At 39.2% G+C, this 24,705-nt stretch carries 27 protein-coding genes and 1 pseudogene; 6 read left to right on the top strand and 22 right to left on the bottom strand.

What is annotated here, in order from left to right:
• Positions 1-149: 149 nt before the first annotated feature.
• From ubiB to B0I26_RS08750, 3 genes are all read right to left on the bottom strand, one after another.
• The gene (ubiB, locus tag B0I26_RS08760; protein WP_111645072.1) at positions 150-1,826 is read right to left on the bottom strand and encodes a 2-polyprenylphenol 6-hydroxylase; all 1,677 of its coding nucleotides are present in this window, start codon (positions 1,824-1,826) and stop codon (positions 150-152) included.
• Positions 1,827-1,970: 144 nt separating this feature from the next.
• Entirely contained in the window at positions 1,971-2,261 is a 291-nt protein-coding gene (locus B0I26_RS08755) for a phasin-related domain-containing protein (protein WP_111645228.1), read from the bottom strand.
• A 284-nt stretch (positions 2,262-2,545) separates the two neighbouring features.
• A complete protein-coding gene (locus tag B0I26_RS08750) occupies positions 2,546-3,220 on the bottom strand; it encodes a LexA family protein (protein WP_111645071.1) in 675 nt (224 codons plus the stop codon).
• A gap of 541 nt (positions 3,221-3,761) precedes the next feature.
• Here B0I26_RS08750 and B0I26_RS08745 point away from each other — a divergent pair.
• On the top strand, positions 3,762-4,016 hold the full coding sequence (locus B0I26_RS08745) for a YhdB family protein (RefSeq protein WP_111645070.1): 255 nt from the start codon (positions 3,762-3,764) through the stop codon (positions 4,014-4,016).
• A gap of 119 nt (positions 4,017-4,135) precedes the next feature.
• Here the strand turns inward: B0I26_RS08745 and B0I26_RS18920 are convergent.
• The 3 genes and pseudogenes from B0I26_RS18920 to B0I26_RS08730 form a co-directional block, all read right to left on the bottom strand.
• Positions 4,136-4,306, bottom strand: a pseudogene (locus tag B0I26_RS18920) (SDR family oxidoreductase); the annotation flags it as partial.
• 44 nt (positions 4,307-4,350) lie between these two features.
• Complete coding sequence (locus tag B0I26_RS08735) at positions 4,351-6,102, bottom strand: phospho-sugar mutase (protein ID WP_111645069.1); 1,752 nt, start codon at positions 6,100-6,102, stop codon at positions 4,351-4,353.
• A gap of 211 nt (positions 6,103-6,313) precedes the next feature.
• A complete protein-coding gene (locus tag B0I26_RS08730; protein ID WP_409991420.1) occupies positions 6,314-6,721 on the bottom strand; it encodes a CBS domain-containing protein in 408 nt (135 codons plus the stop codon).
• A gap of 313 nt (positions 6,722-7,034) precedes the next feature.
• On the opposite strand from B0I26_RS08730, the gene B0I26_RS08725 reads away from it, so the two are divergent.
• Together B0I26_RS08725 and B0I26_RS08720 are read left to right on the top strand one after the other, a co-directional pair.
• Positions 7,035-7,469, top strand: coding sequence for a disulfide formation protein C (locus B0I26_RS08725; protein WP_111645067.1), 435 nt, complete (start codon positions 7,035-7,037; stop codon positions 7,467-7,469).
• 1 nt (position 7,470) lies between these two features.
• Positions 7,471-7,935: a thioredoxin family protein gene (locus tag B0I26_RS08720; protein WP_111645066.1), complete on the top strand. Its 465-nt coding sequence runs from the start codon at positions 7,471-7,473 to the stop codon at positions 7,933-7,935.
• Positions 7,936-8,046: 111 nt separating this feature from the next.
• Here B0I26_RS08720 and B0I26_RS08715 read toward each other — a convergent pair whose 3' ends face one another.
• A complete protein-coding gene (locus B0I26_RS08715) occupies positions 8,047-8,445 on the bottom strand; it encodes a YhcU family protein (protein WP_111645065.1) in 399 nt (132 codons plus the stop codon).
• Between the two features lie 149 nt (positions 8,446-8,594).
• Between B0I26_RS08715 and B0I26_RS08710 the strand changes: the two genes are divergently transcribed.
• The gene (locus B0I26_RS08710) at positions 8,595-9,509 is read left to right on the top strand and encodes an RluA family pseudouridine synthase (protein WP_111645227.1); all 915 of its coding nucleotides are present in this window, start codon (positions 8,595-8,597) and stop codon (positions 9,507-9,509) included.
• Positions 9,510-9,541: 32 nt separating this feature from the next.
• On the opposite strand, the gene B0I26_RS08705 is transcribed toward B0I26_RS08710, so the two are convergent.
• The 15 genes from B0I26_RS08705 to B0I26_RS08635 form a co-directional block, all read right to left on the bottom strand.
• Positions 9,542-10,870 carry a hemolysin family protein gene (locus tag B0I26_RS08705; protein WP_409991419.1) on the bottom strand — a complete coding sequence of 443 codons (1,329 nt, stop codon included), beginning with the start codon at positions 10,868-10,870 and terminating at the stop codon, positions 9,542-9,544.
• 89 nt (positions 10,871-10,959) lie between these two features.
• Complete coding sequence (locus tag B0I26_RS08700) at positions 10,960-11,646, bottom strand: zinc metallopeptidase (protein WP_111645063.1); 687 nt, start codon at positions 11,644-11,646, stop codon at positions 10,960-10,962.
• A gap of 266 nt (positions 11,647-11,912) precedes the next feature.
• Positions 11,913-12,740 (bottom strand): aldo/keto reductase, encoded by an 828-nt coding sequence (locus B0I26_RS08695; protein WP_111645062.1) that lies wholly within the window; start codon positions 12,738-12,740, stop codon positions 11,913-11,915.
• Positions 12,741-12,944: 204 nt separating this feature from the next.
• Positions 12,945-13,559: an NAD(P)H:quinone oxidoreductase gene (gene wrbA / locus B0I26_RS08690; RefSeq protein ID WP_111645061.1), complete on the bottom strand. Its 615-nt coding sequence runs from the start codon at positions 13,557-13,559 to the stop codon at positions 12,945-12,947.
• A 53-nt stretch (positions 13,560-13,612) separates the two neighbouring features.
• A complete protein-coding gene (locus B0I26_RS08685; protein WP_111645060.1) occupies positions 13,613-14,317 on the bottom strand; it encodes a pirin family protein in 705 nt (234 codons plus the stop codon).
• Positions 14,318-14,542: 225 nt separating this feature from the next.
• Positions 14,543-15,025, bottom strand: a complete 483-nt coding sequence (locus B0I26_RS08680) for a DsrE/DsrF/DrsH-like family protein (RefSeq protein WP_111645059.1) — start codon at positions 15,023-15,025, stop codon at positions 14,543-14,545.
• A 96-nt stretch (positions 15,026-15,121) separates the two neighbouring features.
• Positions 15,122-16,255, bottom strand: a complete 1,134-nt coding sequence (locus B0I26_RS08675; RefSeq protein WP_111645058.1) for an MBL fold metallo-hydrolase — start codon at positions 16,253-16,255, stop codon at positions 15,122-15,124.
• A gap of 59 nt (positions 16,256-16,314) precedes the next feature.
• Positions 16,315-16,548, bottom strand: a complete 234-nt coding sequence (locus B0I26_RS08670) for a glutaredoxin family protein (protein WP_111645057.1) — start codon at positions 16,546-16,548, stop codon at positions 16,315-16,317.
• A gap of 81 nt (positions 16,549-16,629) precedes the next feature.
• Complete coding sequence (locus tag B0I26_RS08665) at positions 16,630-17,409, bottom strand: sulfite exporter TauE/SafE family protein (protein ID WP_111645056.1); 780 nt, start codon at positions 17,407-17,409, stop codon at positions 16,630-16,632.
• A gap of 67 nt (positions 17,410-17,476) precedes the next feature.
• Positions 17,477-17,704, bottom strand: coding sequence for a sulfurtransferase TusA family protein (locus tag B0I26_RS08660; protein ID WP_111645055.1), 228 nt, complete (start codon positions 17,702-17,704; stop codon positions 17,477-17,479).
• A 35-nt stretch (positions 17,705-17,739) separates the two neighbouring features.
• Positions 17,740-18,135: a DsrE/DsrF/DrsH-like family protein gene (locus tag B0I26_RS08655; protein WP_111645054.1), complete on the bottom strand. Its 396-nt coding sequence runs from the start codon at positions 18,133-18,135 to the stop codon at positions 17,740-17,742.
• A gap of 22 nt (positions 18,136-18,157) precedes the next feature.
• Positions 18,158-18,727 carry a sulfurtransferase TusA family protein gene (locus tag B0I26_RS08650; protein ID WP_111645053.1) on the bottom strand — a complete coding sequence of 190 codons (570 nt, stop codon included), beginning with the start codon at positions 18,725-18,727 and terminating at the stop codon, positions 18,158-18,160.
• A gap of 16 nt (positions 18,728-18,743) precedes the next feature.
• The gene (locus B0I26_RS08645) at positions 18,744-19,031 is read right to left on the bottom strand and encodes a rhodanese-like domain-containing protein (protein ID WP_111645052.1); all 288 of its coding nucleotides are present in this window, start codon (positions 19,029-19,031) and stop codon (positions 18,744-18,746) included.
• Positions 19,032-19,303: 272 nt separating this feature from the next.
• Positions 19,304-20,569 (bottom strand): dicarboxylate/amino acid:cation symporter, encoded by a 1,266-nt coding sequence (locus B0I26_RS08640; protein WP_111645051.1) that lies wholly within the window; start codon positions 20,567-20,569, stop codon positions 19,304-19,306.
• Positions 20,570-20,757: 188 nt separating this feature from the next.
• Positions 20,758-21,798 (bottom strand): TRAP transporter substrate-binding protein, encoded by a 1,041-nt coding sequence (locus B0I26_RS08635; RefSeq protein WP_111645050.1) that lies wholly within the window; start codon positions 21,796-21,798, stop codon positions 20,758-20,760.
• A 113-nt stretch (positions 21,799-21,911) separates the two neighbouring features.
• Here B0I26_RS08635 and B0I26_RS08630 point away from each other — a divergent pair, with 113 nt between their 5' ends.
• Both B0I26_RS08630 and B0I26_RS08625 read left to right on the top strand, forming a co-directional pair.
• A complete protein-coding gene (locus tag B0I26_RS08630) occupies positions 21,912-23,489 on the top strand; it encodes an ATP-binding protein (protein WP_111645049.1) in 1,578 nt (525 codons plus the stop codon).
• A gap of 16 nt (positions 23,490-23,505) precedes the next feature.
• Positions 23,506-24,195: a response regulator gene (locus tag B0I26_RS08625; protein ID WP_281268694.1), complete on the top strand. Its 690-nt coding sequence runs from the start codon at positions 23,506-23,508 to the stop codon at positions 24,193-24,195.
• The last annotated feature ends 510 nt before the right edge of the window (positions 24,196-24,705 follow it).

The raw sequence follows: 24,705 nt of genomic DNA, 5'->3' as shown, positions 1-24,705 counted from the left end.
CTTTGAAAATAAGTTACCAAAGACTAAACCCCATTTTTTCCTCAACTCTGTATGTCCCAATACGTTCCTTCCATTTTCACTAATTTAAATCTGTCGCGATAGTTCAAGATTGGTTGTTCGATGCGTTTTTTTCAACATAGTTCAAATGACTAAAATCTCCCCGATTTAAAAATCGAATATAACAGCCACAAAAACATCAGTGTCGCTACACCAAAACCAATCTCAATCGCCGGAATTTTCCACAATAAGGTTGATTGTCTGCCCATAGAAGAACCAATAATGATCCCCACCATAATGATACTAAAAGCCAATAAAACGATGCTAAATGATAATCGATTGCTGATTCGATCAAGTTTCTGCAAAAAAAGATCCAGTTCAGGGATGTCGATCTCAAGACGAAGTCTCCCCCGTTTGATCAAAGAGGTTAATTCTTTCATGTGCTTAGGAAGATCAAACAGTAACTCTCCATAATCGGAAACACGCTTCCATACCGTTTCCGTTACATTTTTAGGATGCAATCGTTCCTTTAACAGCTGACGCCCAAATGGCTCCGCAATGTTGAGGATACTAAAATCCGGATCCAGTTTTTCAACCACGCCTTCAACCGTCAGTAACGTCTTCCCCAATAACGTTAATTCTGCAGGAATACGGATGGAGTGCCGAAATGCTACGCGAAACAGGTCATTGACGGCCTCCCCAAGACTGATTTGACTTAATGGGACATCGTAATACTTTTCCCTTAATTCGTCTATATCGTCTCGCAGCTGCACTAAATTCACATCATCAGGCACCAATCCCATTTGAAGAATAGCTTTAATCACCCCGTCCGTACTTTGGCGCATCAAAGCAATAACCAATGAAGAAAAATGATATTTCATCTCAGGAGTAAGCCGTCCGACCATTCCAAAATCGATAAACGCGATCACCTCTCCAGGTAGTACCAATACATTTCCAGGGTGAGGGTCTCCATGAAAAAACCCTTCAATAAAAATTTGGTGAAAAATTCCTTTCGCTAGACGTTCCGCCAGAATTTTCAGGTCGTAACCGTTTTGCTTCAGTTTCTCTAGCTCGCTGAATTTTACGCCTTCAACGTATTCCATCGTTAATACTTTTTTAGTAGAATACTCCCAAAACACTTTTGGGACATAGATGTTAGGGTCATTTCTAAACTGATTTGAGATTTTTTCCGTATTACGTGCTTCAATAGTATAGTCCAGCTCTGCTCGAAGGGATTTGGAGAATTCATCCACCATATCGCGAATTTGATACTTTGCCGCCCATTCCGAACGGCGTTCAGCCAAATCAGCCAAATCCTGGAGGATTTCCAAATCGGTCTCAATAACAGCGGCAATATTGGGACGTTGAATTTTTACCGCCACTTTTTCACCTGAACGTAAAATGGCCTGATGAACTTGTCCAATCGAAGCGGCAGCTAACGGAGACTCCTCAAAATGACGAAAAATTTCTCCCAGTTCTCCTCCTAACTCCTCTTCAACAATTTCACGCACTTTTTGAAAAGAAAACGGAGGGACCCGGTCCTGCAATTTTTCCAGTTCACGGATGATCTCTTCGGGAAGCAAATCGGGGCGCGTACTTGCGATTTGCCCTAATTTCACAAAAGTCGGACCTAACTCTTGCAGAACAATCCTAATCCGTTCACCAGTAGTTTTTTGTTCCTTTCCTTTCGTTTCAAAAAATAGTCGCTGAGGGAAAGAAAGAAACTGAGCAAAACCAATTTCTTCAACCACCATTCCAAATCCATTGCGAACTAAAGCGATTGCAATATCACGATAACGACTGATATGACGCATCCTTTTTCCAGCCATCCATCCATCCCCCTTTAACAAAGAGGATGTCCCATAAGGGTCTGACCTCACGCATATTTCACAATATATAAGCTCATTTATCCAATATGATGTCCTATATATTGTGTTGTGGGCCTGACCTTTTGCATTTGGGACATCCCCTGTTTACTCGTCTCCCTTTTCTAGCTGCTGAATTCGTTGTTCTAATTTTTTGATATCATCCTTTGTGGCTAAATCCAATTTAGCCATCATTTGTTTAAACTCTTCACGCACGATGCGTTGTAATTCCACTTTCCTTTCTTTCTTTTGACGAATCCACTGATCCATGATATCTATCGATTCTTCCAAAGATAATTCCCCTTTTTTCACCAATTCATGAACCATTTTTTCTGCTTGTTCCTTACTTGTAACGGCCAATCCTAATCCCAACGCCAATCCCTTTTTGATAAAATCCATCATGACTATGACCTCCATTTGATGTTTTTTTAAAACTTTTAACACACCAATGTGGGCTAATCCGCGTAGCGCTCCGCCCCCTAAAGCGAAGCCTGCTTTCAATGACTATTTTGTCCTTCCTTCATAGGATTTATTGGAAACACTCCAAATCAGTACAAGTTTTCATTTTTGTTTATGAGAATATATTATGCCCTCTCTCGTTCTATTTATAAAAAACACAAATAACACAAAAAACCAAAAAACTTGACCAAATAAATGGTCAAGGTTTAAACCATTGACCAAGATCATGTTAAAGCTTCATTGAGAAAATCGGAGAGCATTTCCTTTTCATGATTGGAAAGATCGGTAATCGATTTCAGATACCTTCCAACCAACTCCGTTACCTCCACTCCAATTTCGTGGTTCATTGTTTGAATAATGGTGCCAAGGACGGTTCCCACAAACATTGTCATCCGCATTTCAGTTGGTGCGTTTTGCACAAGACTTTTAATCAACACCTCGGTTCTCCCGCCCAGTTTGCGAAGGTAAACAAGAAAAAGCCCGATGATATATGCGCAGAAGGCAACCCGAACCTTCACTTTCGGAATCTCATCCAAAACCTTTTGAACGGCATCGCTGAGGCTGCACCCTTTTAAACTGTTTAGAAACTCAAGTACTTTCGTTTTTGCTTTATGCCACTCTTCTAGACTAATCACTTCAGAACGTTTTTGTTCGAACAAGCTCGAAGCTTTGGCGGTCGGCAGAAAAACGATTTGGGAACGTCCTGTCTCTCCGGGGTTCACAGCGTAATCACGGATGAGATAGCCAAGTTTTTCAAGTTCTTTCAGCATGTCGTATGCTGTCCATTTGCTGACACCAAGAGCTTTCGCTAATATTTCATAATGAACAGGCACGTTTGTTTTTTGGTACAAGTCGACCAATTTTTTTAGAAATTGCTTGCGGCGTTCAGTCAAAATCATTCACTCTCACACCCCCAAAAAACCAAAAAATAAATTCTGCGTTAAATTATAAGAGCCATCCAAAACTTTTGTCAACTTGAAAATGCCTGTGCCGCTCATCGAAATTTATCGAAAATATTTGGTAAATTTGATTGAGAACGCAGCAATGAACCTCTCCCACCTACACTTCGCTTAGAGGTGGGAGACTTCTCAGTAAAAAAATAGGAATTTATGTAAAACCAAATGTAGATACGCTCACTTAGAGTAATTATGAATAAAAGCAAAATAATATTAATGGTGAGTGACAATATTAGCGTCACAAAATTTCTTGTTGCTCGTTGCTTCTTTGCTGCACATTGACCCATCCGAATAAATACTTTACATATTGTTAGTGTTCATATTATTCTCTGCTTTATACACACATCCATCTGATAATTTTAGCCAATCCAACACAATTCTCTGTGTCACCCCGCTTGCCAATTCGTACAACATTTACAACGAAAAAAACAACAAACTCATCACACACTAAAAGTATCTCCTCATTATAAGGAGGCTTTTACAGTTGAACACAATTGACTACGATAAAGCGTTATATTATACACATCGTTCCCAATGGGATAATTTGCTTATTTTAATGGTGCGCACGAAGGATGATTTGCTGTCGAAAAAAATTGAGCATTTCCTTCATGCCTATAACTTTGAAAACGATTATTCCGTCATCCAAAAACGCTTGACCGCTTTGCTTCGCTATATTGATCATGCGCTAGAACTAAATGGACAACATGTAGCGAATGAACAGTACGCAAATTTTTATTAAATGAAAAGAGGCAGACTCAAAAATGAGACAGCTCCCTCCGTTTCAATATGATAACCATTGGAGGGAGAAATCATCATGAGTCCGCTTCTTTTTTGTTCAATTAGGCAATTGGATAGTTTTGAATGAATGGATGGATGGAGCACAATTTCATCAATGAGCATATATTTTGGTGCGCTCGCCATATAAATCACCGCATTGGCAATATCTTCTGCTTTCATCCAATTTTACTTTTCTGGCAAGCCTTGTACAGAATTAGCAAAATACGTGTCAACCATGCCAGGGTTAATCGTGATCCGGCAGCACGCAACTGAGTAAAAAACAGCTGATAAGGCATTTACGCCTTATCAGCTGTTCCGTTTAACAAGTTTTGAACTTGTCCCATCACTGCTGAAGAGAGTTGCTGCAATCGTTGTTTGCTATCTTCTAAAGAGTCACCCTTCACGCCGAAGTAAAATTTTACTTTCGGCTCTGTTCCTGAAGGTCTGATGCAAAACCATGATCCGTCTTCTAAGAAATATTTTAATACATTCGATTTAGGCAGTGTAATAATGCTTTTTGTTCCTGCATTTGTATCCATGCGTTCGCTTGTTTTGTAATCTTCCCGCACAACGATTTTTTTGCCTGCCATGGTCATTGGAGGATTGTCGCGAAACGATGCAAGAAGCGCTTGAATTTGTTCTGCTCCTTCCTTTCCCTTCAATGTTAATGATCGCAATCCTTCGCGGTAATAACCGTATTTCGCAAATAGCTGCATTAACGCTTGATAAAGAGATACTCCCTGCTTTTTATAAAATGCACACACTTCCACTGCTAATAATGCGGCTTGAACAGCGTCTTTATCGCGGGCAAAGTCGCCGATTAAGTATCCGTAACTTTCCTCATAACCAAACTGGAATACGTATTTTCCCGTTTGTTCATATTCTTTAATTTTTTCACCAATAAACTTAAATCCCGTTAACGTGTTAACCGTATCCAACCCGAAAGAAGCGGCAATGTCGCTCCCAAATTCCGATGTTACAATGGTTTTTAAAACAACGCCGTTTTCCGGCAAAATCCCTTTTTCTTTCTTTTGCGAAAGAATGTAATGAAGCAAAAGCCCACCTGTTTGATTTCCGGTAAGCACAACATATTCGCCATTTTCATCTTTTACCGCTATTCCTAAACGGTCAGCATCTGGGTCTGTCGCAATTAATAAATCTGCATCGATTTCTTTTCCAACCTTTATTGCCAATTCAAAAGCAGCATGTTCTTCCGGGTTGGGCGACTTCACTGTGGAAAAGTTCGGATCTGGAAGTTCTTGTTCTTTTACGACTACTACATTTTTATACCCGAGCGCTTCAAGTCCGCGGCGCACAGGTTTATTCGCTGTACCGTGCAGAGGAGTAAAGACGATTTTAACATCTACTTCCTGCGAAAGCCCCGGATTTAAAGAAATCGTCTTTAGCTTTTCTATGTATGCTTTATCAATTTCAGCACCAATGACTTTAATAAGGCCTTTTTCCTTTAAAAACGCTTCATCCTCCACTTCAATAAGCAGCTCATTTTCCACTTGATTCACATATTCGATTACTTCATCAGCTGCTTTTGGCGGCAGTTGTCCGCCATCTTCCCCGTACACTTTATAACCATTATATTCAGGTGGATTATGGCTTGCCGTAATCACAATTCCCGAAAAAGCGTTCAAATAACGCACGGCAAATGAAAGCTCCGGCGTCGGACGCAGCTCGTCAAATACATATGTTTGAATGCCATGTGTCGCTAATGTCTTTGCGGCTTCCATCGCAAATTGCGGTGATTTATGACGGGAATCGTAAGCAATGACAACCCCGCGCTTTTTTGCCTCTTCTCCAAAAGATTGTATGTATCGCGCTAATCCTGCAGATGCTTTGCGCACTGTATATATGTTCATGCGGTTCGTGCCCGGACCAATCTCACCGCGCATACCACCTGTACCAAACTCTAAATTTTTATAAAAGCAATCTTCGAGAAGCTTTGGATCGTCTTTAATTTCATTTAACATCGCTTTCATTTCATCGTCCAAATTTTCATGTTGTCTCCATAATTCATATGTTTGTCTCCAGCTCAATTGAATCCCTCCACAATTTCATAACATTAACTCTTTAACGTTATTCGTTACAATTATCATATATTCCTTCAAAAAATTGAAAAGAGGCTGACCTATAAGAGTGTCTGACCTCACGCACATTCCACCATAATCATGTATTTTTTAAACATGATGCACGGTTTATTGTGGTTATCGGGTCTGACACTTTTGCTTTAGGTCAGCCTCTTAAAAGTTAAAATTGTGGGCTGGATGGTTCGGAGATATTAGTGAGCGCTTGTTCCGCCTGTTGGTCATAAGCGCTGTTTGTTGCGATATCACCTAATGCCACAATCCCGCGAAGCTGGTTATTTTCAACGATTGGCAAACGACGGATTTGGTTTTGTGACATTAAATTCGCTGCTTCTTGAACGCTCATATCTGGTCTTCCTGTTACTAAGTTCGTTGACATCACTTGAGAAACAGGAGTCGAAGCATTCAATCCTTGTGCAGTAGAACGAAGCGTAATGTCGCGGTCTGTAATGATTCCTTTCACTTGACCGTTTTCAACAACCGGAAGCGCCCCAATGTTATGCTGGCTCATTAATTGCGCCGCCTCTTGAATCGTTTGGTTGGATGAAACAGTCGCCACATTTGTCGTCATAATATTTTGAACGGTATTGTTGTTCAATGTGATCCTCTCCTTTCACCGATTATTTTCACCGTTTTTTCGCAGGTTATAGTTAGAAAATAATTCTTTTGTATGGAATATAAGCCTCGTCAATCCGGTCCATAAGTGTCTCAATTCACACATATTCGATATACACCGCTTATTTATTCAATTATTTTGTATGGTGGAAACGAACATTTTGCTTTTTAAGTCAGCTTTGTTTATCTCTTTCGTTAAATATTTTACATACAACTGCTGATTAACTATAATGAAATTGGCATCATCAATTAACAATAAGGGGTTTTATATGAATAGAAACGAGAAGACGTTGGAAAATTTACTTGTCATTGCTTGGGGAATATCTCTCATCGCTACACTTGGAAGCCTTTATTTCTCAGAAATCATGAAGTTTATTCCTTGCGACCTTTGCTGGTTTCAGCGTATTTTTATGTACCCGCAAGTCATTATTCTTGGAATGGCAGCGATTCGCAAACAATACGACATTGCCCGCTACAGCTTAGTGCTGTCAATCATCGGCGGGTTGATTTCGACGTACCATTATTTAATCCAAAAAGTACCGTTTTTCCAAGATAATGCGATTTCATGCGGAATCGTTCCGTGCACAGGGCAATATATTAATTGGCTTGGTTTTATCACCATTCCGTTTCTTGCGTTAATCGCCTTCATACTCATTGCTGTGTTAAGCAGCATGATCATTCGGAAAATGAAAGAAGGGAACTAAAGTGAAAAAAATCGTTATTTTCGGAGCGATTATTTTCGCACTATTCGCTGCGATCGCATTTATGACGTCATATCAGCAGCAAGAAAAAGCAGAAGGCAATCCATTTAAAAAAGAAAAGCTTCATCCTGCTACAATTGAACAGCTTGATGATCCGAACTATCAAAATATTATTTTGCCTGATGAATTAGAGAAGAAACTTGAAAATAAAGAAACCGTTACCGTTTATTTTTATAGTCCAACTTGTTCTCATTGCCAAAAAACAACACCCATTGTCGTTCCTTTGGCAAAAGAAATGGGAATTGATTTAAAAATGTTCAACCTTCTTGAGTTTGAAGACGGCTGGGATAAGTACAAAATTGAAGGAACGCCAACGATTGTTCATTACGTTGACGGGAAAGAAGTCAAACGAATTGACGGCTATCGAGAGGAAGCTGTATTTCGCGACTGGTTTCAATCGATTCAATAACAAAGCGGCTGACCTATAAGTGTCTGACCTCACACACAATCCTACCCAGTGTTATATCCTATATATGATGGATGTGAGGGGTGACACTTTGCTTTTTTGGTCAGCCTCTCATTATATAAGCCATTGGTTGGCAGGTTGAGAATACATACTTAAAACTGCTTTACGCCTGTTTGTGAATTGTTCAATTAAAAACGGGAATGAGATACCATACCTCTCAAGCAAACGAATATTTTTCTGAAACAGCTTACGATGGTGTTCACGAATATGATTTGATTTTAGCGATTCAATAACCGCTATTAACGATTGAAGCGATGAGATAATTTCAAATGCCTCTTTCATCGTGCCGTTATATTTAATCTGTTCTTCTTGCAGCGACAGTATTCCTAAATGTTCAAACACTGTAATTTCGCTGTCATCGAAGCAGTGTGGGAAAATATTACTGTAAAAATAGTTGATTAAACAGTTAATATATTCCTCTTGTTCCTTTGTTGCTGCATAAACAATTTTCAATGCTCATACCACCTTTTTCACGTTGCACTTCTCAACACGATATTATGAGTGTAACATAATTTTTTTGGTTATGATGATGGTAAGTGTTTCCGCATTTTCAATAAGCTTTTCAAATTTTTACTATACAAAATCGAAGGTGAACCGCTGTGATAACGAAAAGAAAAGGAGAATGGGTTGAGTTTATTTCCAATTGGAACGGACATACAATAGAACTTTTTTTAAAAGACGTTTGGAAAGCTCCGAAAAAACTCATTCATCAACTGCGCATGGACAAAGGAATCAAAGTAAATGGTCAAGAAGTGAAATGGACAACTCCTCTTCTTCCAAACGACCGCTTGCAAATCTGGTTATACAAGCCGGAGCCGGTTAGTGCAAAACCAACATATAGCGAGCTGGATATTTTATTTGAAGACGACCACTTATTAATGATTAACAAACGAGCCGGAGTCGATGTCCATCCAGCAACTCCTGAACAAACAGATACGTTAGCGAACGCAGTTGCTTTCCACTTGCAATGTCAAGGAATTTTTACAAAAGTGCGCCATATTCATCGGCTTGACCGCGACACGACTGGAGCGATTTTGTTTGCAAAACACGCTTTAGCAGGAGCAATGCTGGATCGCATGCTTGCACAAAGACAAATAAAAAGAACATATGTCGCGCTTGTTCATGGAATTATGAAGAAAAAAACAGGAACGATTGATGCTCCGATCGGCCGTGACCGCCACCACCCAACAAGACGAAGAGTATCAAAAACAGGAGAAAAAGCGGTTACTCACTATCGTGTATTGGAATTTTTTCAAAATGAACAACTCTCTCTTGTTCAACTCACTTTAGATACCGGACGCACTCATCAAATTCGCGTTCATATGAGTTATATCGGCCACCCGCTCGTCGGAGACGTACTTTACGGTGGTTCCGACCATTTTACATCTAGACAGGCACTTCATGCCGCGAAAATCGAATTTCTTCACCCCATTACAAACGAGTCGGTTTCCTGCATTGCGCCATTTCAAGATGATGCCTTTACAAAAGCCATCGATTTATGTTCTTATTTTTCATAGTAAATTAAAAAGCGCAGATAACTCTGCGCTTTTTAATAATGCATTCCAGCTATTTCGCTATTTTCCTCGTTTTGTTCGTGATTCTCTATCACAGGCAATCTCGTTACTTCTAACGTTTTAACATGGTGGCCATCCATTTCGAGCACTTTGAAAGAATAACGATCAATTTGTACACTGTCTCCTACTTTAATATCATAATGCTCTGTTAAAATCCAACCGCCAATGGTATCTACATCGGTGTCATCAATAGATAAGCCGAACAAATCATTCACTTCGCTAATAAGCACTTTTCCATCGATAATCGTATGATCGTCATCAATTTTTTGAATCATTGGCGTTTCATCGATGTCAAATTCATCTTGAATTTCACCGACAATCTCTTCTAAAATATCTTCTACTGTTACCAAACCTGATGTTCCGCCGTATTCATCAACGAGAATAGCCATATGAATGCGTTCCTTTTGCATTTTTACTAATAAATCATGAATGGCAATCGATTCAATGACTTGAATAATTGGACGAATATAGTCTCTTATTGACTTTTCTTCAGAAGGATTTGTTACTAAGTCGGTAAACACTTCCTTTATATTAATCAAACCGATCACGTGGTCTTTATCGCCGTCAATCACTGGATAGCGCGTATATTTTTCCTCTTTAATAATTTGAAGATTTTCTTTTACTGTTTGATTAATATCAAAGGCAACAATTTCCTTCCGCGGAACCATAATCTCTTTGGCAACGCGATCATCGAAACGGAAAATGTTGTTCACATATTTATATTCAGATTGATTAATTTCACCGCTCTTATAGCTTTCCGATAAAATTAAGCGCAATTCTTCTTCCGAATGGGCGATTTCGTGCTCAGATGCCGGCTTCAATCCAAACAAACGAGTTACAATTCTCGCTGAATTATTTAACGTCCATATAAACGGATACATGATTTTATAAAACCAGCTAAGCGGCTTAGCTGTCAACAGCGTAATCGCTTCAGCTTTTTGAATCGCCAATGTTTTTGGCGCCAATTCCCCAACAACGACGTGCAAAAATGTGATGCTTGCAAAAGCGATGACAAAAGATAGAAGATGGGAAAGTGATTCTGATAGATGAATTTTTTCAAACAACGGAAATAGGAGACGTTCGACAGTCGGCTCCCCTAACCAACCTAAACCTAATGAGGTAATCGTAATTCCCAGCTGGTTTGCTGATAAATATTCATCAAGATTGGAAATGACTTTTTTGGCTGCTACCGCCCGCTTATTCCCTTCGCTAATAAGCTGATCAATTCGCGAACTGCGCACCTTTACAATGGCAAACTCCGAAGCAACGAAAAAGCCGGTTAACGCAATTAATAAAGCTACCATGAATAAATTAAATATCTCCAATTAGCTTCCGCACCCGCCAGCCGCGTGCGGACTACACCTCCTAAGAGCATGTTTCTTCTTAAAATTTATTATTCCTCTTCGTTTCCCTGCATAAAAATGAAGACGAATTTTAGCAGTTCGAGCACAGAAATTAAAGCTGCGGCTACATACGTTAATGCTGCGGCTCCAAGCACTTTATTCACACCGCGTTCCTCACCGCTATGAATTAAGCCTTCCGCCAGCATAAACTTTTTCGCCCGGGAACTTGCGTTAAACTCAACCGGAAGCGTAATTAATTGAAACGCCACAGCAAACGAGAAAAAGATAATCCCGAGCCCAAGCAATGAGAATTGGTGAAAAATAAATCCAGTCAATAATAAAAATGGCGCAATGCCTGATGTGAAATTGACAATCGGAAACATACGATGCCGCAATACTAACGCTCCGTATGACTGCTTGTGCTGAACAGCATGGCCAACCTCATGAGCAGCTACGGAAATCGAAGCTATTGAACGACCATAGTAAACAGGTTCTGATAAGCGAACCGTTCTTGAAATCGGATCATAATGGTCCGTTAGTGTGCCGCGCACGAGCTCAACTGGAACGTGATGCAGACCGTTTCGATCCAAAATCATTCGAGCCACTTCTGCCCCAGTCAGCCCGGAAGAAGCGGGAACTTTTGACCATTCATTAAAATTCCCTGATACTCTAAATTGCGCCCATAGAGAAATCCCAAAGGCGATAAAAATCAGGAAATCCATCGGATGAAAAAGCATTTATAACCCTCCATAATATCGTATAACATACTTAAAAAAATATGTTTATACTGAGATTATTTTACTTTACAGATGTGAAAGCGTCAAACACAACGCCTTATGTATAAACGTATTATCTTTTATTAGTATGTAAAATATTAATGCGCTTACAACTTCCAAATTTTTATTTAGACTCTGCACAACAAAAGGAACTGGCGCGAAAATACGTCAGTTCCTTTGCATATAGCATCAAGCTTTGATACAAGCTTTCTTAACTATAAACACTCTTAAAAATCAAAGTTGTCCGGGTCCGGACCAATTCGTTTATTCATATTTAAAGCATCGATTTTCTCCATTTCTTCCGCTGTTAATTCAAAATCGAAAATATCGGCATTTTCTTTAATCCGGTGAGGAGTAACCGACTTCGGAATTGTTACTACTTCATGTTGCAAATCCCAGCGTAAAATGATTTGTGCCGGAGATTTCCCATATTTTTTGCCGATCTCTAAAAGAGTTGGTTCATCAGACAAACCGCCGCGCATGAGCGGCGCCCATGCTTCAAGCTGAATATGATGCTGTTTACAAAAAGCATGAAGTTCTTTTTGCGTTAAGCGAGGATGATATTCCACTTGGTTGACCATCGGCTTTATTTCGCATTCGGCCATTAAATCTTCTAGATGATGAATGTGGAAATTGCTCACGCCAATCGCGCGAACAAGGCCGTCTTTATAAAGCTTTTCGAGCGCCTTATATGTTTCTTTATATTTTCCTTTTACAGGCCAATGTACTAAATATAAATCAATATAATCCAGTCCTATTTTTTTTAAGCTTGTTTCAAACGCTTTTAACGTCGTTTCATAGCCTTGATCAGAATTCCAAACTTTTGTGGTAATAAATATTTGTTCCCGCGGCACTCCTGATTCTTTAATTGCCTGCCCGACTCCCTCTTCATTGTCATAAAACGCGGCCGTGTCAACGTGGCGATACCCTGCTTCAAGTGCTGTTTTGACCGCATTAATAACTTCATCGCCATTTTTTACTTTGTAAACGCCTAACCCAAGCCACGGCATTTTAACACCATTATGTAAAATGGCGTAATCTTGTATACTTTTCATCCGAACACTCCTTTCCAAAGTTGTATAATTCTATTATCTTTGCATTCGCATCAAAAAGCAAAAAATATATAAAAACGAAGAGGCCGACCCATAAGTGTCTAACCTCATGTGCATTTCACAATATACAGTAGTCCATTCATTCCCTATATATTGTGTTATGAAGTATGACACTTTGTGTTTGAGTCAGCCTCTTCTGAAACTCGATTATTGCGCCAAGCCGGCTTTTACCCATTGTGCTACTTGAACAGTACGTTTTGCTTGGTGTTTCACCGCTGCTTCTGCGTTCTCAACAATGTTTCCATTTTGATCAACTGTTACACTAGTGCCATACGGATTGCCGCCCGCTGCAAAAATAGATGGATCTGTGTAACCAGGTGCAGCTACAATCGCTCCCCAATGGTACATTGTTGTATATAACTGCAGAATGGTTTGTTCTTGACCGCCATGTGCATTGCTTGCCGAAGCCATTGCGCTTACAACTTTATTGGCAAGCTTTCCTTGGAACCATAATCCGCCTGTTGTATCTAAAAATTGCTTCAATTGTGACGGAACATTGCCAAAACGTGTTGGTACGCTGAAAATAATCGCATCTGCCCACTCTAAATCATCGTGCGTTACTGTTGGAACATCCTTTGTCGCTTCTACATGAGCTTTCCATGCCGGATTTGACTCAATCGCTTCCTGCGGAGCAAGCTCAGGAACTTTTAATACCCTTACTTCTGCCCCTGCCTCTTTTGCTGCTTCTTCAGCCCATTTTGCCATTTTATAGTTTGTTCCTGTTGAGCTGTAATAAATAATTGCTAAATTTACATTTGCCATCAATCACACTCTCCTTTATGTTCATTTTTTATATAGAACTCAGCGATTGCCGCTTACGGCAAATCGATGAGCATAAAACGTGAACCTGAATCTGTGGACAACGCTAATTTATGAAGCTGGGTAATACGGGCGGAATCGCGCTTATTTAATATAGTCTCCCCATTGATCACCAGTCTTCCCTCAATGACAAAAAGGAATATACGACGTCCTTCTTCTTGGATGAATTCAATTTCTTTGTCCGCTTCTAAATCGGAAAGATAGATCGTCAAATCTTGATGAATATGAGCGATTTGTTCAGAGTCAGGATTTTTTGCAACAACGGGCAACAGCTGATTTTTTAACTTGGCAACAGCGAAATTCGTTTGCTCATACGATGGCGTTAACCCGCTCTTTTCCGGCAAAAACCACATCTGCAAGAAATTCACATCTTCTGTCGCTGAAGGGTTGACTTCGGAGTGAACAATTCCTGTGCCTGCCGACATTCGCTGGACACCGCCAAACGTTGTAACCGCTTTATTTCCGAGGCTGTCTTCATGCTGCAAATAGCCGCTAAGAACAATCGAAACAATTTCCATTTCTTGATGCGGATGCGCTCCAAATCCGCGCAGCGGTTTTACGACATCATCATTCAATACACGTAAGGGACCAAAGTTCATATTGCTTGGGTCAAAATATTCGGCAAACGAAAAACTGAAATAGCTTTTTAACCAGCCATGATCAGCATGATAGCGTCCGTCAGCTGGATATATTTCAATCATCATTTCTTCTTCCTTTCACCTAAAAATAAATGTAAACATTTAGTATCTTGCTTAAAATGGGTTTTTAACATAAATTATGATTTAATAAATCTCTGAATCGAGATATATGAACAAAAACAATTATATAATAAATCTCGATTTCAAGATTTATTATATATAAATATTTATAAAAATGTCAACCTTTCATTTCTAAATAATTAATAAAACCCCGCTTTTTGAGCGAGGTTAAATAAATAAATTCACTTTTCCTTCTGTGGCGTCGCCTAAGTAAGCAGCTACACCGCCTAATTCGACGCCATCAATAAGTTCTTCTTTCGTAATGCCTAATAAATCCATTGTCATTGTACAAGCGACTAATTTCACACCTTGTTCCTTTGCCATCTCAATTAATTGCGGCAATGTAAGTGCATTATGCTTTTTCATCACATTCTTAATCATTTTTGGACCTAATCCAGCCATATTCATTTTTGACAAACCTAATTTGTTTGCGCCTCTTGGCATCATCCAGCCAAACATTTTTTCAAGGAATCCTTTTTGTACGGGCACATGTTCTTCCTTCCTTAAAGCATTTAATCCCCAGAAAGTGAAGAACATCGTTACTTCTTGATCGTAAGCAGCTGCACCGTTAGCAATAATAAATGCCGCCATCGCTTTATCTAAATCGCCGCTAAAAAGAATAATCGTCGTTTTATCTTTTTTCTCAGCCATTTCCTTCACCTCTTCATATTTTTATGACGTTAGAAAGAGGCTGTCTCATTACATAGCAGGACAGCCTCATTTTGTAATTAAACTCTACTCTTACTATTAATGAGTGTGATGAACCGCACAACGGTTCGGCCCAATTTCTAATTCTTGTTTTTGCTCAGGAGTTGCTTCTTTCACACCCCGGTTAATCGCAATAATATCTTCAAAGTTTGGCGGTGTTTCTGTTGAAGCTGATTGCGCCACATACTCAACGAATTCTTCTTCATTTTTGCCTTGCATGACTTCATTCATTGCGCGAATGTTTCCCAGCAGATTACCGATATAACCTCGTTCGTTCACTTCTTCATCAAAGTTCGCGTAGTGTGCTGGCAATACAATGACATCATCAGCGATTTTTGCTACTTTATTGTAAACTGTATCATAAAGATCTTTTGCCCACTCACGCGCTTTGCCGCCAAGGTCAGGGCGGCCTAAGCCGCTGACAAAAATGGTGTCACCTGAGAATAGCAATTTGTTGTTCACAAAGAACGACACGCTTCCTGGTGTATGTCCAGGTGTTTTGATTGCCAACACTTCTAAGCTTACTTTTTCAAATTCAATGCGGTCATGGTTTTCTAGCGGTTCGAATTCAAATACCGCCCCTTCGCTCTTCATGAGATAATATTTCGCGTTTGTTTGCTTTGCTAATTCATAACCTCCGGAAATATGGTCTGCATGTAAATGTGAATCAACAATGTGTGTAATCGTTACTCCTTCTTTCTTGGCCGTATCTTTGTAAACATCGATAAAGCGGGATGGGTCAACGATCAACGCTTCATTTCCTGAGACAATCATGTAAGATAAGCATCCTTTACCTACGCGGATGAATTGATATACTTTCATGTTTTCATCTTCGTATACAATTACTGGGTAAAGATATTCACTCCACGCTTTCATACCGCCTTTTAGATAGAACACGTCACGTCCATGTTCGGATAACATTTCTGCAACCATTTTCGATGAACCTTCTTTTGCACAAACGACAACAACTTTTTTGTCAGTTGGAATTTTGTCTAATACCGGCTCTACTCCATCGATTAATTCAAAATAAGGAACATTTAAATAGGAGATTTTTTCACCTTCAATTTTCCAATCGTTGAAATCAGATTCATTGCGCACATCAAATAAGAAAAATTCTTCCTTATTGACAATCATTTCATTTAATTTTTCAGCAGTCATTTCATAAACAGCCATTTTTCTTCCTCCTTTATATACTGTATAGGGTATTTTGTATCTTAAAAAAAATTTATTTATTAAGAACGCCATAGCTGCATAATTGCTTCTGGATTAAAGCCAATCACCCAGCGGCCGTCAATTTCCGTTTGTGGAACACCAAGCTGTCCTGTTGCTCTTACTACCCGTTCCACTGCTTCCGGATGAAAGTTTAAGTTAATTTCATTAAACGGAATTCCTTGTTCATTAAGATAATTTTTTAACATGATGCAATATGGACAAGTCGTTGTTGTATAGACGGTAACTTGCTTCATGAATTTCCCTCCTTCATCCGCGGAATTTTATACCCCTATAGGTATATTAACACGAATATTTTTATGTGTCAAACCATTATTTTAAAAGATAATATCTATCCAAATTTTAATGGATGTCGCAACAATAATCAGCGCTAAAATCCATTGCAATGCTTTTGTATTTACCTTTTTCCCAAAATTTGCGCCAAGCGGCGAAGCGATCATGCTGGCAACAATCATAATCATCGCTGGAATAAGAGGAACTTGACCTGTTGTCATTTTTCCTACTGTTGAGCCGATTGAGGAAATAAAAGTAACCGCCAATGAAGTAGCGATTGTCATACGGGTTGGAATTTTTAAAACAACAAGCATAATCGGAACAAGAATAAATGCCCCAGCCGCTCCGACAATACCAGAACTAATACCGACAACGAAAGCAAGCAGAGCTGCTAACCATTTGTTAAATTTCACTTGTTCGAGCGGAATATCGTCAACTCCTCTTTTCGGAACAAACATCATAACGGCAGCAATCGTTGCCAAAATTCCGTAAATAATATGAATGGTTTCTTCCGGCATAAGTTTTGAACCATAACCGCCGATAAAACTTCCAAGCAAAATGCTTGTACCCATATAAATAATGAGCTTCTTATTTAAGTAGCCGCCTTTACGGTAAGCCCATACTCCGCCGATCGTCGCAAAAAATACTTGAACGGCACTCACTCCCGATACCTCGTGTGCACTGAGTGCTGTATATCCTAATAAAGGAGGAACGTATAAAAGCATCGGATATTTGATAATGGAACCGCCAATTCCGACCATGCCTGATATATACGAACCGATAAAGCCGATAAGAAAGATTGTAATGATGTAACCGAAATCCATACCTTTTCTCCCCTTTAATACTACACAGGGTATCTAAATCACTGTAGATACCCTGTGTAAAGCAAAATTATCCTTTACGAATCCAAAACTTTAATACATTCCCTTCCTCTGCTGACTGAATCATTTCATGACCAGCAGATTTCACCCAGGCAGCAAGGTCGTTTTTCGCCCCTTTATCTGTTACGTGAATCTCCAATACTTGGCCGGATGCCAACTCATCCATTGCCTTTTTTGTGCGCACAATTGGCATAGGACACGCTAATCCTTTCGCGTCTAATACTTTATCTGATTGCATTAGTTGCTTTCCTCCTTCATCATTTTAATCATTTATTAAAATGTTAACGTTACATCTGCATCTTTTGCGAAGTCCAGGAACGTTACCGCTCCGCCTACATCGATGCCATCAACAAAATGTTCTTTTTCTAAGCCCATCACATCCATTGTCATTTGGCAAGCAATCATTTTAACCCCCATTTCTTTGGCCATTTCGACAAGCTCTGGAATTGCAGGAACGTTTGCTTTTTGGAATCCTTCTTGGAAATGCTCTTTGCCTTCTGGAAGAGGAAGATTTTTATATGCTTCTTTATGAATTAAATTTAAACCTTCAAATGTGAAGAAAATCGCTACCTCTGCTTCTGTTGCTGCTGCAGCTGTCGCAATGTTGAATACTTTATATGCATCAAATAAACCTCCGTTTGCCGCAATAATCGCTACTTTTTTTGCCATTGTAAAATTCCTCCTTCAATTTTTAAAATTTATCCACTTCTCCTGTCCATTCAACCATGCCAGGAACAACATTGATAACATTCGTAAAACCTTTTTCCGCAAGCTGCTGTGCCGCTAAGTCGCTGCGGTTGCCCGTGCGGCAAATGACATAAATTTCGTCATCCTTATTTAGCTCTGTAAAACGCGCTTCTAACTCGCCAAGCGGAATATTGATGGCGCCCGGAATATGTCCAAATGCATATTCAGCTTGTTCGCGTACATCTAGAATTACGAACTTCTCGCCGTTTTCTAATTTACGCTCAAGTTCTTTTAAATCAATCACGTACGGATGCTTTTTTTCTTCTTCCGCTTCAGAAACATCTGCTTTGCGAAGATAATGTTTCAATACATCTCCTTCTTCGATGGTTCCGATGTATTGATGTCCCGTATTTTTTGCCCATCCTTGAATATCTGCCAAGGAGCCTTTGTCTGTTGCCTGTACTTCAAGAACTTGCCCCGGATCTAATTCTTCCATTGCTTTTTTTGTTTTAACAATTGGCATCGGACATGATAATCCTTTTGCATCTAATACTTTATTTACTGTGATTTGCATACCTTTTCCCCCTTTATTATTCAATTTCTCCAGTCCATTCAAGCATACCGCCCATCATATTGACGACATCATACCCTTGCGATGCTAAAAACTCGCAAGCCATGCCGCTGCGGTTGCCTGAACGACACACGATAATATGTTCTTTATCTTTTTCAATTTCATTTAATCTGCTTTCTAATTGACCGAGCGGGATATGACGCGCACTTGGAATTTTCCCATGAGCTACCTCTTCCGCCCCGCGAACATCAATAATGCTTAAATTTTTTCCTTGCTTAAGTAACTCCTCTACTTGCTGTGGAAAAATTTATTTCACGTTTCTCACCTCTCTTTATACCTATTAGGGTATTATTGTTTCCAAAAAATATAACTTAAATAGAAATTATCAAATTCCACCTTTTTGTAATTACCCCTATAGGTATATTAGATTATACCTAAAAAATTGTCAACACCTTTTTTAAAGAAAAAATCTGACGCCTACGTCAAATTTATCATTCTTTAAAGTGACATCCCTCTAAGGATGATTTTTGTTTTAACATAAAGAACGGACAGCTTTTTTCGGCTGTCCGTTTTTACACTTTATTTTGCCACCGTTATATTAGTCTCCTGTAACTTCATTTCTACTGAAGGATGGAACTCATTTTCCATTTTTGAAACGACCACAGTTGCTACACCATTTCCAATCAAGTTTGTAATGGCGCGCGCCTCTGACATAAAACGGTCAACACCAAGAAGCAAAGCAAGTCCTTCAATCGGAATCATCGGAAACGCTGCCAATGTTGCCGCTAATGTAATGAAACCAGAACCTGTAACACCTGCTGCTCCTTTAGACGTTAACATTAACACACCTAATAATGTTAGTTCTTGCCAAATTGTTAAATCGATACCGTACGCCTGAGCAATAAAAATCGCTGCCATTGAAAGATAAATCGATGTACCATCAAGATTGAATGAATATCCTGTTGGAACGACAAGACCAACAACCGATTTTGAACATCCGTATTTTTCCAGTTTCTCCATCATTTTCGGCAATGCTGATTCAGATGAAGAAGTACCTAATACTAGTAAGATTTCTTCTTTAATATAGGCGATAAATTTAAAGATGTTAAAGCGATAATATTTGGCAATGGCGCCTAAAACAACCACGATAAAGAGGAACATCGTAATGTAGACAGATGCCATTAGTTTTCCAAGAGCAACTAGAGAGCCAAGACCAAACTTACCAATCGTATAAGCCATTGCCCCAAACGCGGCAATCGGTGATACCTTCATGACCATATTAACGACACCAAAGAAAATATCCGTTAAACGCTCAAATAGATGAATAACCGGTTTTGCTTTTTCACCTAATGCTGCCGTTGCTAACCCGAATAAGACAGCAAAGAATAGAATCGGCAGCAGCTCTCCTTTTGCCATCGCAGCAACGATATTATCTGGAATAATGCTCACTAAAAATTCAATGGCACCATGATTCGTTGCTTCCGCCTGTTGCGTATATTGCGAAATATCTCCCCCTTCTACTGCACTCGTATTGAATCCCACCCCCGGCTTAACGAGGTTGACGACAACGATACCAATCGCTAAAGCAAATGTTGTTACAATTTCAAAATAAAGTAACGCTTTACCGCCAATTCGGCCTACTTTTTTCAAATCCCCCATGCTTCCAATACCAATAACAACGGTAAAGAACACAATTGGAGCAATCACCATTTTAATTAATTTAATAAATACATCGGCAAGCACTTTCAGCTGTGCTCCAAACTCTGGAAATAAAAACCCGACAATAATCCCTAAAATAATTCCAATAATGACTCGCACTGTCAAATTTTTAAAATTAATCCGCATTTCTCCCTCTCCTTTCTATTGCACTTGATAACGCTTTCAAATATCCCCTTTGTAAAGTCCATATTAATAGAACATTAAGAAAATTTTAATATTATGGTGATAATGGTCTTTTTGTTCATTTTGGTCATAGGAAAAGCGAAGGCGGCTCGCTTAGCTCCTATAAAATAAAAAAAGCCAAGGGAGCCCCCTCAGCTTCTATCGTCTTGAATTCGCTGCAACAGCTTGCTGCCAAACTTTTTTTCGTACTCCTTATATAACGGCGCAAACTTTTCTTTCCATTCCTTTCGCTCTTTATCCGTTAGCTCATAAATTTGTATGTTGCGATTATTCTTCATCTCCATCAACTGTTGCTCATTCTGCTGTTTGGATTGTTTTAAATTCCATAACATTGTCTCTTTAAGAGCTGCAGCAATTTGTTTTTGAATATCTTCAGGTAAACTTCTCCAAAATTTTTCGTTCATTAATACTACATAACCAAGATAGCCATGATTACTAACTGTTATATAAGGTTGAAACTGATAAAAACCCTTTGAATAAATATTCGAAATTGTGTTTTCTTGACCATCAAACTCTCGTTTTTCCAGCGACTGATACACATGATTAAAAGAAACAACAATCGGCTTTGCCCCCAGCAAGCGAAACTGTTTTTCAATCACGTTGCTTGGCATGATACGAAATCGCATTCCTTTGAAATCTTTCGGTTCAATCAGCAACTGCCTGTTGCTCATCATCTGCTTAAATCCATTGCTCCAAAACGCCAATCCTTTAATTCCTGTTCCCTCTAACATGGATAATAATTCTTTCCCTGTATTCCCTGTAAACACTTTTTCAACATCATCATAGTTTTCAAATATAAACGGCAAATCAAGAACGTTCCATTCACCAACCAATTTAGTCACTTTTGAAATAGATGGTGCAATCATTTGCACGTCTCCGCGCCTAAGCGCATCCATTTCCTCTTCATCAGAATATAATAATCCATTTGGGAATACTTCCACCTTTACACGACCATTTGTTTTTTCTTCAACAAGCTCGGCAAACTTTTGCGCCGCTAATCCTTTTGGAGTATTCTCTGCAACGACATGACTGAAATAAATAACAATTTGATCATCTAATCCTATTTGTTCATCATCAAAGACGATATTTGTTTGTGAAGCATTTTTATAAGTTGCAAAGTAAAGAAAAACACTGATACCAATGAATCCCGTTATGATAAACCATCGTTTCATCTTGATTCCACACCGTTCTTTCTGTGATTTAAGAAAATTCTACCATATCTCTCATCAAATCATTACAATAAAATTATAGTCTAGTTTTTCAAGTAAACGAGGTATCTCTGCTAATGAAACAATTATCGATTCGCTGGAAAATTTCTGCGCTTATTTTCTTTATTGTCGTCTTTTCTTTATTAATTGGCGGAATGATCTTAATCGGGAATTACATTCATACGAAAGAAGAAGAACTGCAGCAGCGCTCCTTACTTACTGCCCGCACCGTTGCGGAATTGCCTGAAATTAAAAAAAGGATTACCGGCACACAAAAGGAGCGGCAATCGATTAACGAAGTCGTAGAACGAATTCGGATCATTAACGGTGCTGATTACATCGTTGTACTTGACATGGAGCGGACGCGCCTCTCCCATCCTGTTAAACGGTTGATCGGTTTAAAATCGAAAGGGACGGACGAAGGGCCTGCTTTTGCTGAACATACATATACTTCAAAAGCAAAAGGAGAAATCGGAACAGTCATTCGTGCCTTTGCTCCGATTATGAGCCCGCAGCATAAACAAATTGGCGTTGTCATCGCTGCCTATAAATTGCCGAATTTTATCGAGGTGCTTCTTACATTAAAAGTAGAGATTATCCTTACCGCTAGTCTTTCGTTTTTGTTTGGTGGATGGGGTGCATGGCTCCTTGCCTCCCATATTAAACGGCAAATGTTTCATCTTGAACCGCATGAAATTGCTAGACTTTTAGTGGAACGCACGGAAACGTTTAACGCCATGCATGAAGGAGTCATTGCCATCGATACAGAAGAACGAATTACGATTTTTAATGACAAAGCGAAACAAATGCTCGGTATTCACGGTGATGTGATTGGAAAAAACATTCGTTCCGTCATTCCGGATACTCATTTGCCGGAGATCTTGCAAATTAATGAGCCGATTTACAACAAAGAACTTCAAGTGAGAAATTTAAATATTGTCAGCAACCGCATCCCTATTAAAGTAAACAATAAAACGGTTGGAGCCGTGGCAATTTTCCAGGATCGCACCGAAGTAAAAAAACTAGCTGAAGAGCTCACCGGCGTAAAAGCATTTGTAAACGCTTTGCGTGTCCAAAATCACGAACATATGAATAAATTGCATACCATTGCCGGTCTCATTCAGCTCGGTCATAAAGAAAAAGCGCTCGAATACGTTTTTCAAGTAACAGAAGAACAAGAGGAGATCACTCGCTTTTTAAGCAAAAATATTAAAGACGAAAGCATTTCGGGGCTTCTTTTAAGCAAGATTAGCCGCGGTAAAGAACTTGGCATCCAAGTAACCATTGACCGACACAGCCAATTAAAAAAATTCCCTAAACATTTGGACCATCACGACTTTGTTGTTATTCTCGGAAACTTAATTGAAAATGCGTTTGATTCGTTCAAAAATGTAGACAATCCTCATAAAGAAGTGTTCATAAGTATTGAACAAAATGATGAGATTTTATCTCTTTCCGTAGAAGATAACGGATGCGGTATTGACGAGCAGCACAAACCCTTTATTTTCGAACAAGGATTTTCAACGAAAAGCACAAGCAACCGCGGAATTGGACTGTATTTAGTCAAACAAATCGTTGAAAAAGGCAATGGAACGATTCAAATACAATCTGAAAAGGATAAAGGAACAACATTTATTATTACTTTCGATATGTAAGGAGGGAGGGTAAGTATTGAACGCGGTATACAATGTTCTTCTGATTGAAGATGACCCGATGGTGCAAGAAGTAAATCGTCAGTTTATTGAAAACGTAAGCGGCTTTAAGGTTATTGGAACAGCTGGAAATGGTGTGGAAGGCATTCAAATGATCAGAACGCTTCAGCCTGATTTAGTAATTATCGATATTTACATGCCCAATCAGGACGGATTGGAAACATTGCAGCAAATCCGCATGGAAGGCCATTCTGTTGATGTGATTGCCATTACAGCAGCAAGCGATATTGAGACGGTTCGCCGTGTTTTGCAAAACGGGGCTTTTGATTATATTATGAAGCCTTTTAAATTTGAACGATTGAAGCAATCGCTCGAAAACTATCGCTCATTCCAAAGCAAGCTGACAACAAAAGAAAAAATTACCCAAGCAGAGCTTGATTCTTTGTTATTGCAAAATGAACAAGAATCATACGGCGAATTGCCGAAAGGATTAAACAGCATCACTCTGCAAAACATTATCGACTACCTTATTCAACAAAACGTCCCTGTATCAGCCGAAGAAGTAGCTGAAGGAGTCGGCATTGCAAGGGTAACGGCCCGCCGTTATTTAGAGTACCTGGAAAAATGCCAGCAGGTTAAGCTCCACATCCAATACGGAGGAGTGGGAAGACCTGTCAATAGATACGCTATCATAAAAGACGTCAAGTAAATTGATTAACATCATTTCCGAAAAAAACGGCCTGCTTGAAACAAAGCCAATCACGAGCTCTATTATTTTGACGAGGATGTCTCAAACGTCCATGACTTACCAGCCACCACGATGAATGAAAATGGATGGGGCTGTGACTTGCTTCATGATTAAGCGTATCACAGGCCGTTTTCTTTTTAGGGACATAACTATGATGGCTTTTTGGGACATTTTCGTATAAAAGCCAAGGGTCAGACCCCACAACTATAATATATAGGACATCACATTGGATAAAGAACACGATTATTATGGGATTACTCGTAAGGTCAGACACTTATAAGGAAACCTCAATTTATTTAAACGGTTAATCTCTCAATTAAACGTACATTTAGCCGTTCACTGTCAATGACAGGTTCTCCCTTTTCAATTTGCCTGTAGGTTATGAATAATGTTTAATTTATTCAAACATACTAAAATTTTTTTATTAAACATTATTCTTCATTAAGCTACATTCAGCTTAACAGGGTGTAA

This window comes from Paranoxybacillus vitaminiphilus (assembly GCF_003259935.1).
Classification (GTDB): Bacteria; Bacillota; Bacilli; order Bacillales; family Anoxybacillaceae; genus Paranoxybacillus; species Paranoxybacillus vitaminiphilus.
This window is presented reverse-complemented; position numbering and strand designations above follow the sequence as displayed.

Excerpts from the sequence above, each read along its gene's own strand:
- B0I26_RS08650 (WP_111645053.1), bottom strand. The coding sequence starts at position 18,727 with ATGCAAATCACAGTAAATAAAGTATTAGATGCAAAAGGATTATCATGT.
- B0I26_RS08730 (WP_409991420.1), bottom strand. The coding sequence starts at position 6,721 with ATGACGACAAATGTGGCGACTGTTTCATCCAACCAAACGATTCAAGAG.
- B0I26_RS08665 (WP_111645056.1), bottom strand. The coding sequence starts at position 17,409 with ATGGATTTCGGTTACATCATTACAATCTTTCTTATCGGCTTTATCGGT.
- B0I26_RS08725 (WP_111645067.1), top strand. The coding sequence starts at position 7,035 with ATGAATAGAAACGAGAAGACGTTGGAAAATTTACTTGTCATTGCTTGG.
- B0I26_RS08635 (WP_111645050.1), bottom strand. The coding sequence starts at position 21,798 with ATGAAACGATGGTTTATCATAACGGGATTCATTGGTATCAGTGTTTTT.
- B0I26_RS08695 (WP_111645062.1), bottom strand. The coding sequence starts at position 12,740 with ATGAAAAGTATACAAGATTACGCCATTTTACATAATGGTGTTAAAATG.
- B0I26_RS08660 (WP_111645055.1), bottom strand. The coding sequence starts at position 17,704 with ATGCAATCAGATAAAGTATTAGACGCGAAAGGATTAGCGTGTCCTATG.
- ubiB (WP_111645072.1), bottom strand. The coding sequence starts at position 1,826 with ATGGCTGGAAAAAGGATGCGTCATATCAGTCGTTATCGTGATATTGCA.
- B0I26_RS08700 (WP_111645063.1), bottom strand. The coding sequence starts at position 11,646 with ATGCTTTTTCATCCGATGGATTTCCTGATTTTTATCGCCTTTGGGATT.
- B0I26_RS08685 (WP_111645060.1), bottom strand. The coding sequence starts at position 14,317 with ATGATTGAAATATATCCAGCTGACGGACGCTATCATGCTGATCATGGC.
- B0I26_RS08670 (WP_111645057.1), bottom strand. The coding sequence starts at position 16,548 with ATGAAGCAAGTTACCGTCTATACAACAACGACTTGTCCATATTGCATC.
- B0I26_RS08655 (WP_111645054.1), bottom strand. The coding sequence starts at position 18,135 with ATGGCAAAAAAAGTAGCGATTATTGCGGCAAACGGAGGTTTATTTGAT.
- wrbA (WP_111645061.1), bottom strand. The coding sequence starts at position 13,559 with ATGGCAAATGTAAATTTAGCAATTATTTATTACAGCTCAACAGGAACA.
- B0I26_RS08640 (WP_111645051.1), bottom strand. The coding sequence starts at position 20,569 with ATGCGGATTAATTTTAAAAATTTGACAGTGCGAGTCATTATTGGAATT.
- B0I26_RS08630 (WP_111645049.1), top strand. The coding sequence starts at position 21,912 with ATGAAACAATTATCGATTCGCTGGAAAATTTCTGCGCTTATTTTCTTT.
- B0I26_RS08675 (WP_111645058.1), bottom strand. The coding sequence starts at position 16,255 with ATGGCTGTTTATGAAATGACTGCTGAAAAATTAAATGAAATGATTGTC.
- B0I26_RS08705 (WP_409991419.1), bottom strand. The coding sequence starts at position 10,870 with ATGGTAGCTTTATTAATTGCGTTAACCGGCTTTTTCGTTGCTTCGGAG.
- B0I26_RS08750 (WP_111645071.1), bottom strand. The coding sequence starts at position 3,220 with ATGATTTTGACTGAACGCCGCAAGCAATTTCTAAAAAAATTGGTCGAC.
- B0I26_RS08755 (WP_111645228.1), bottom strand. The coding sequence starts at position 2,261 with ATGGATTTTATCAAAAAGGGATTGGCGTTGGGATTAGGATTGGCCGTT.
- B0I26_RS08680 (WP_111645059.1), bottom strand. The coding sequence starts at position 15,025 with ATGGCTGAGAAAAAAGATAAAACGACGATTATTCTTTTTAGCGGCGAT.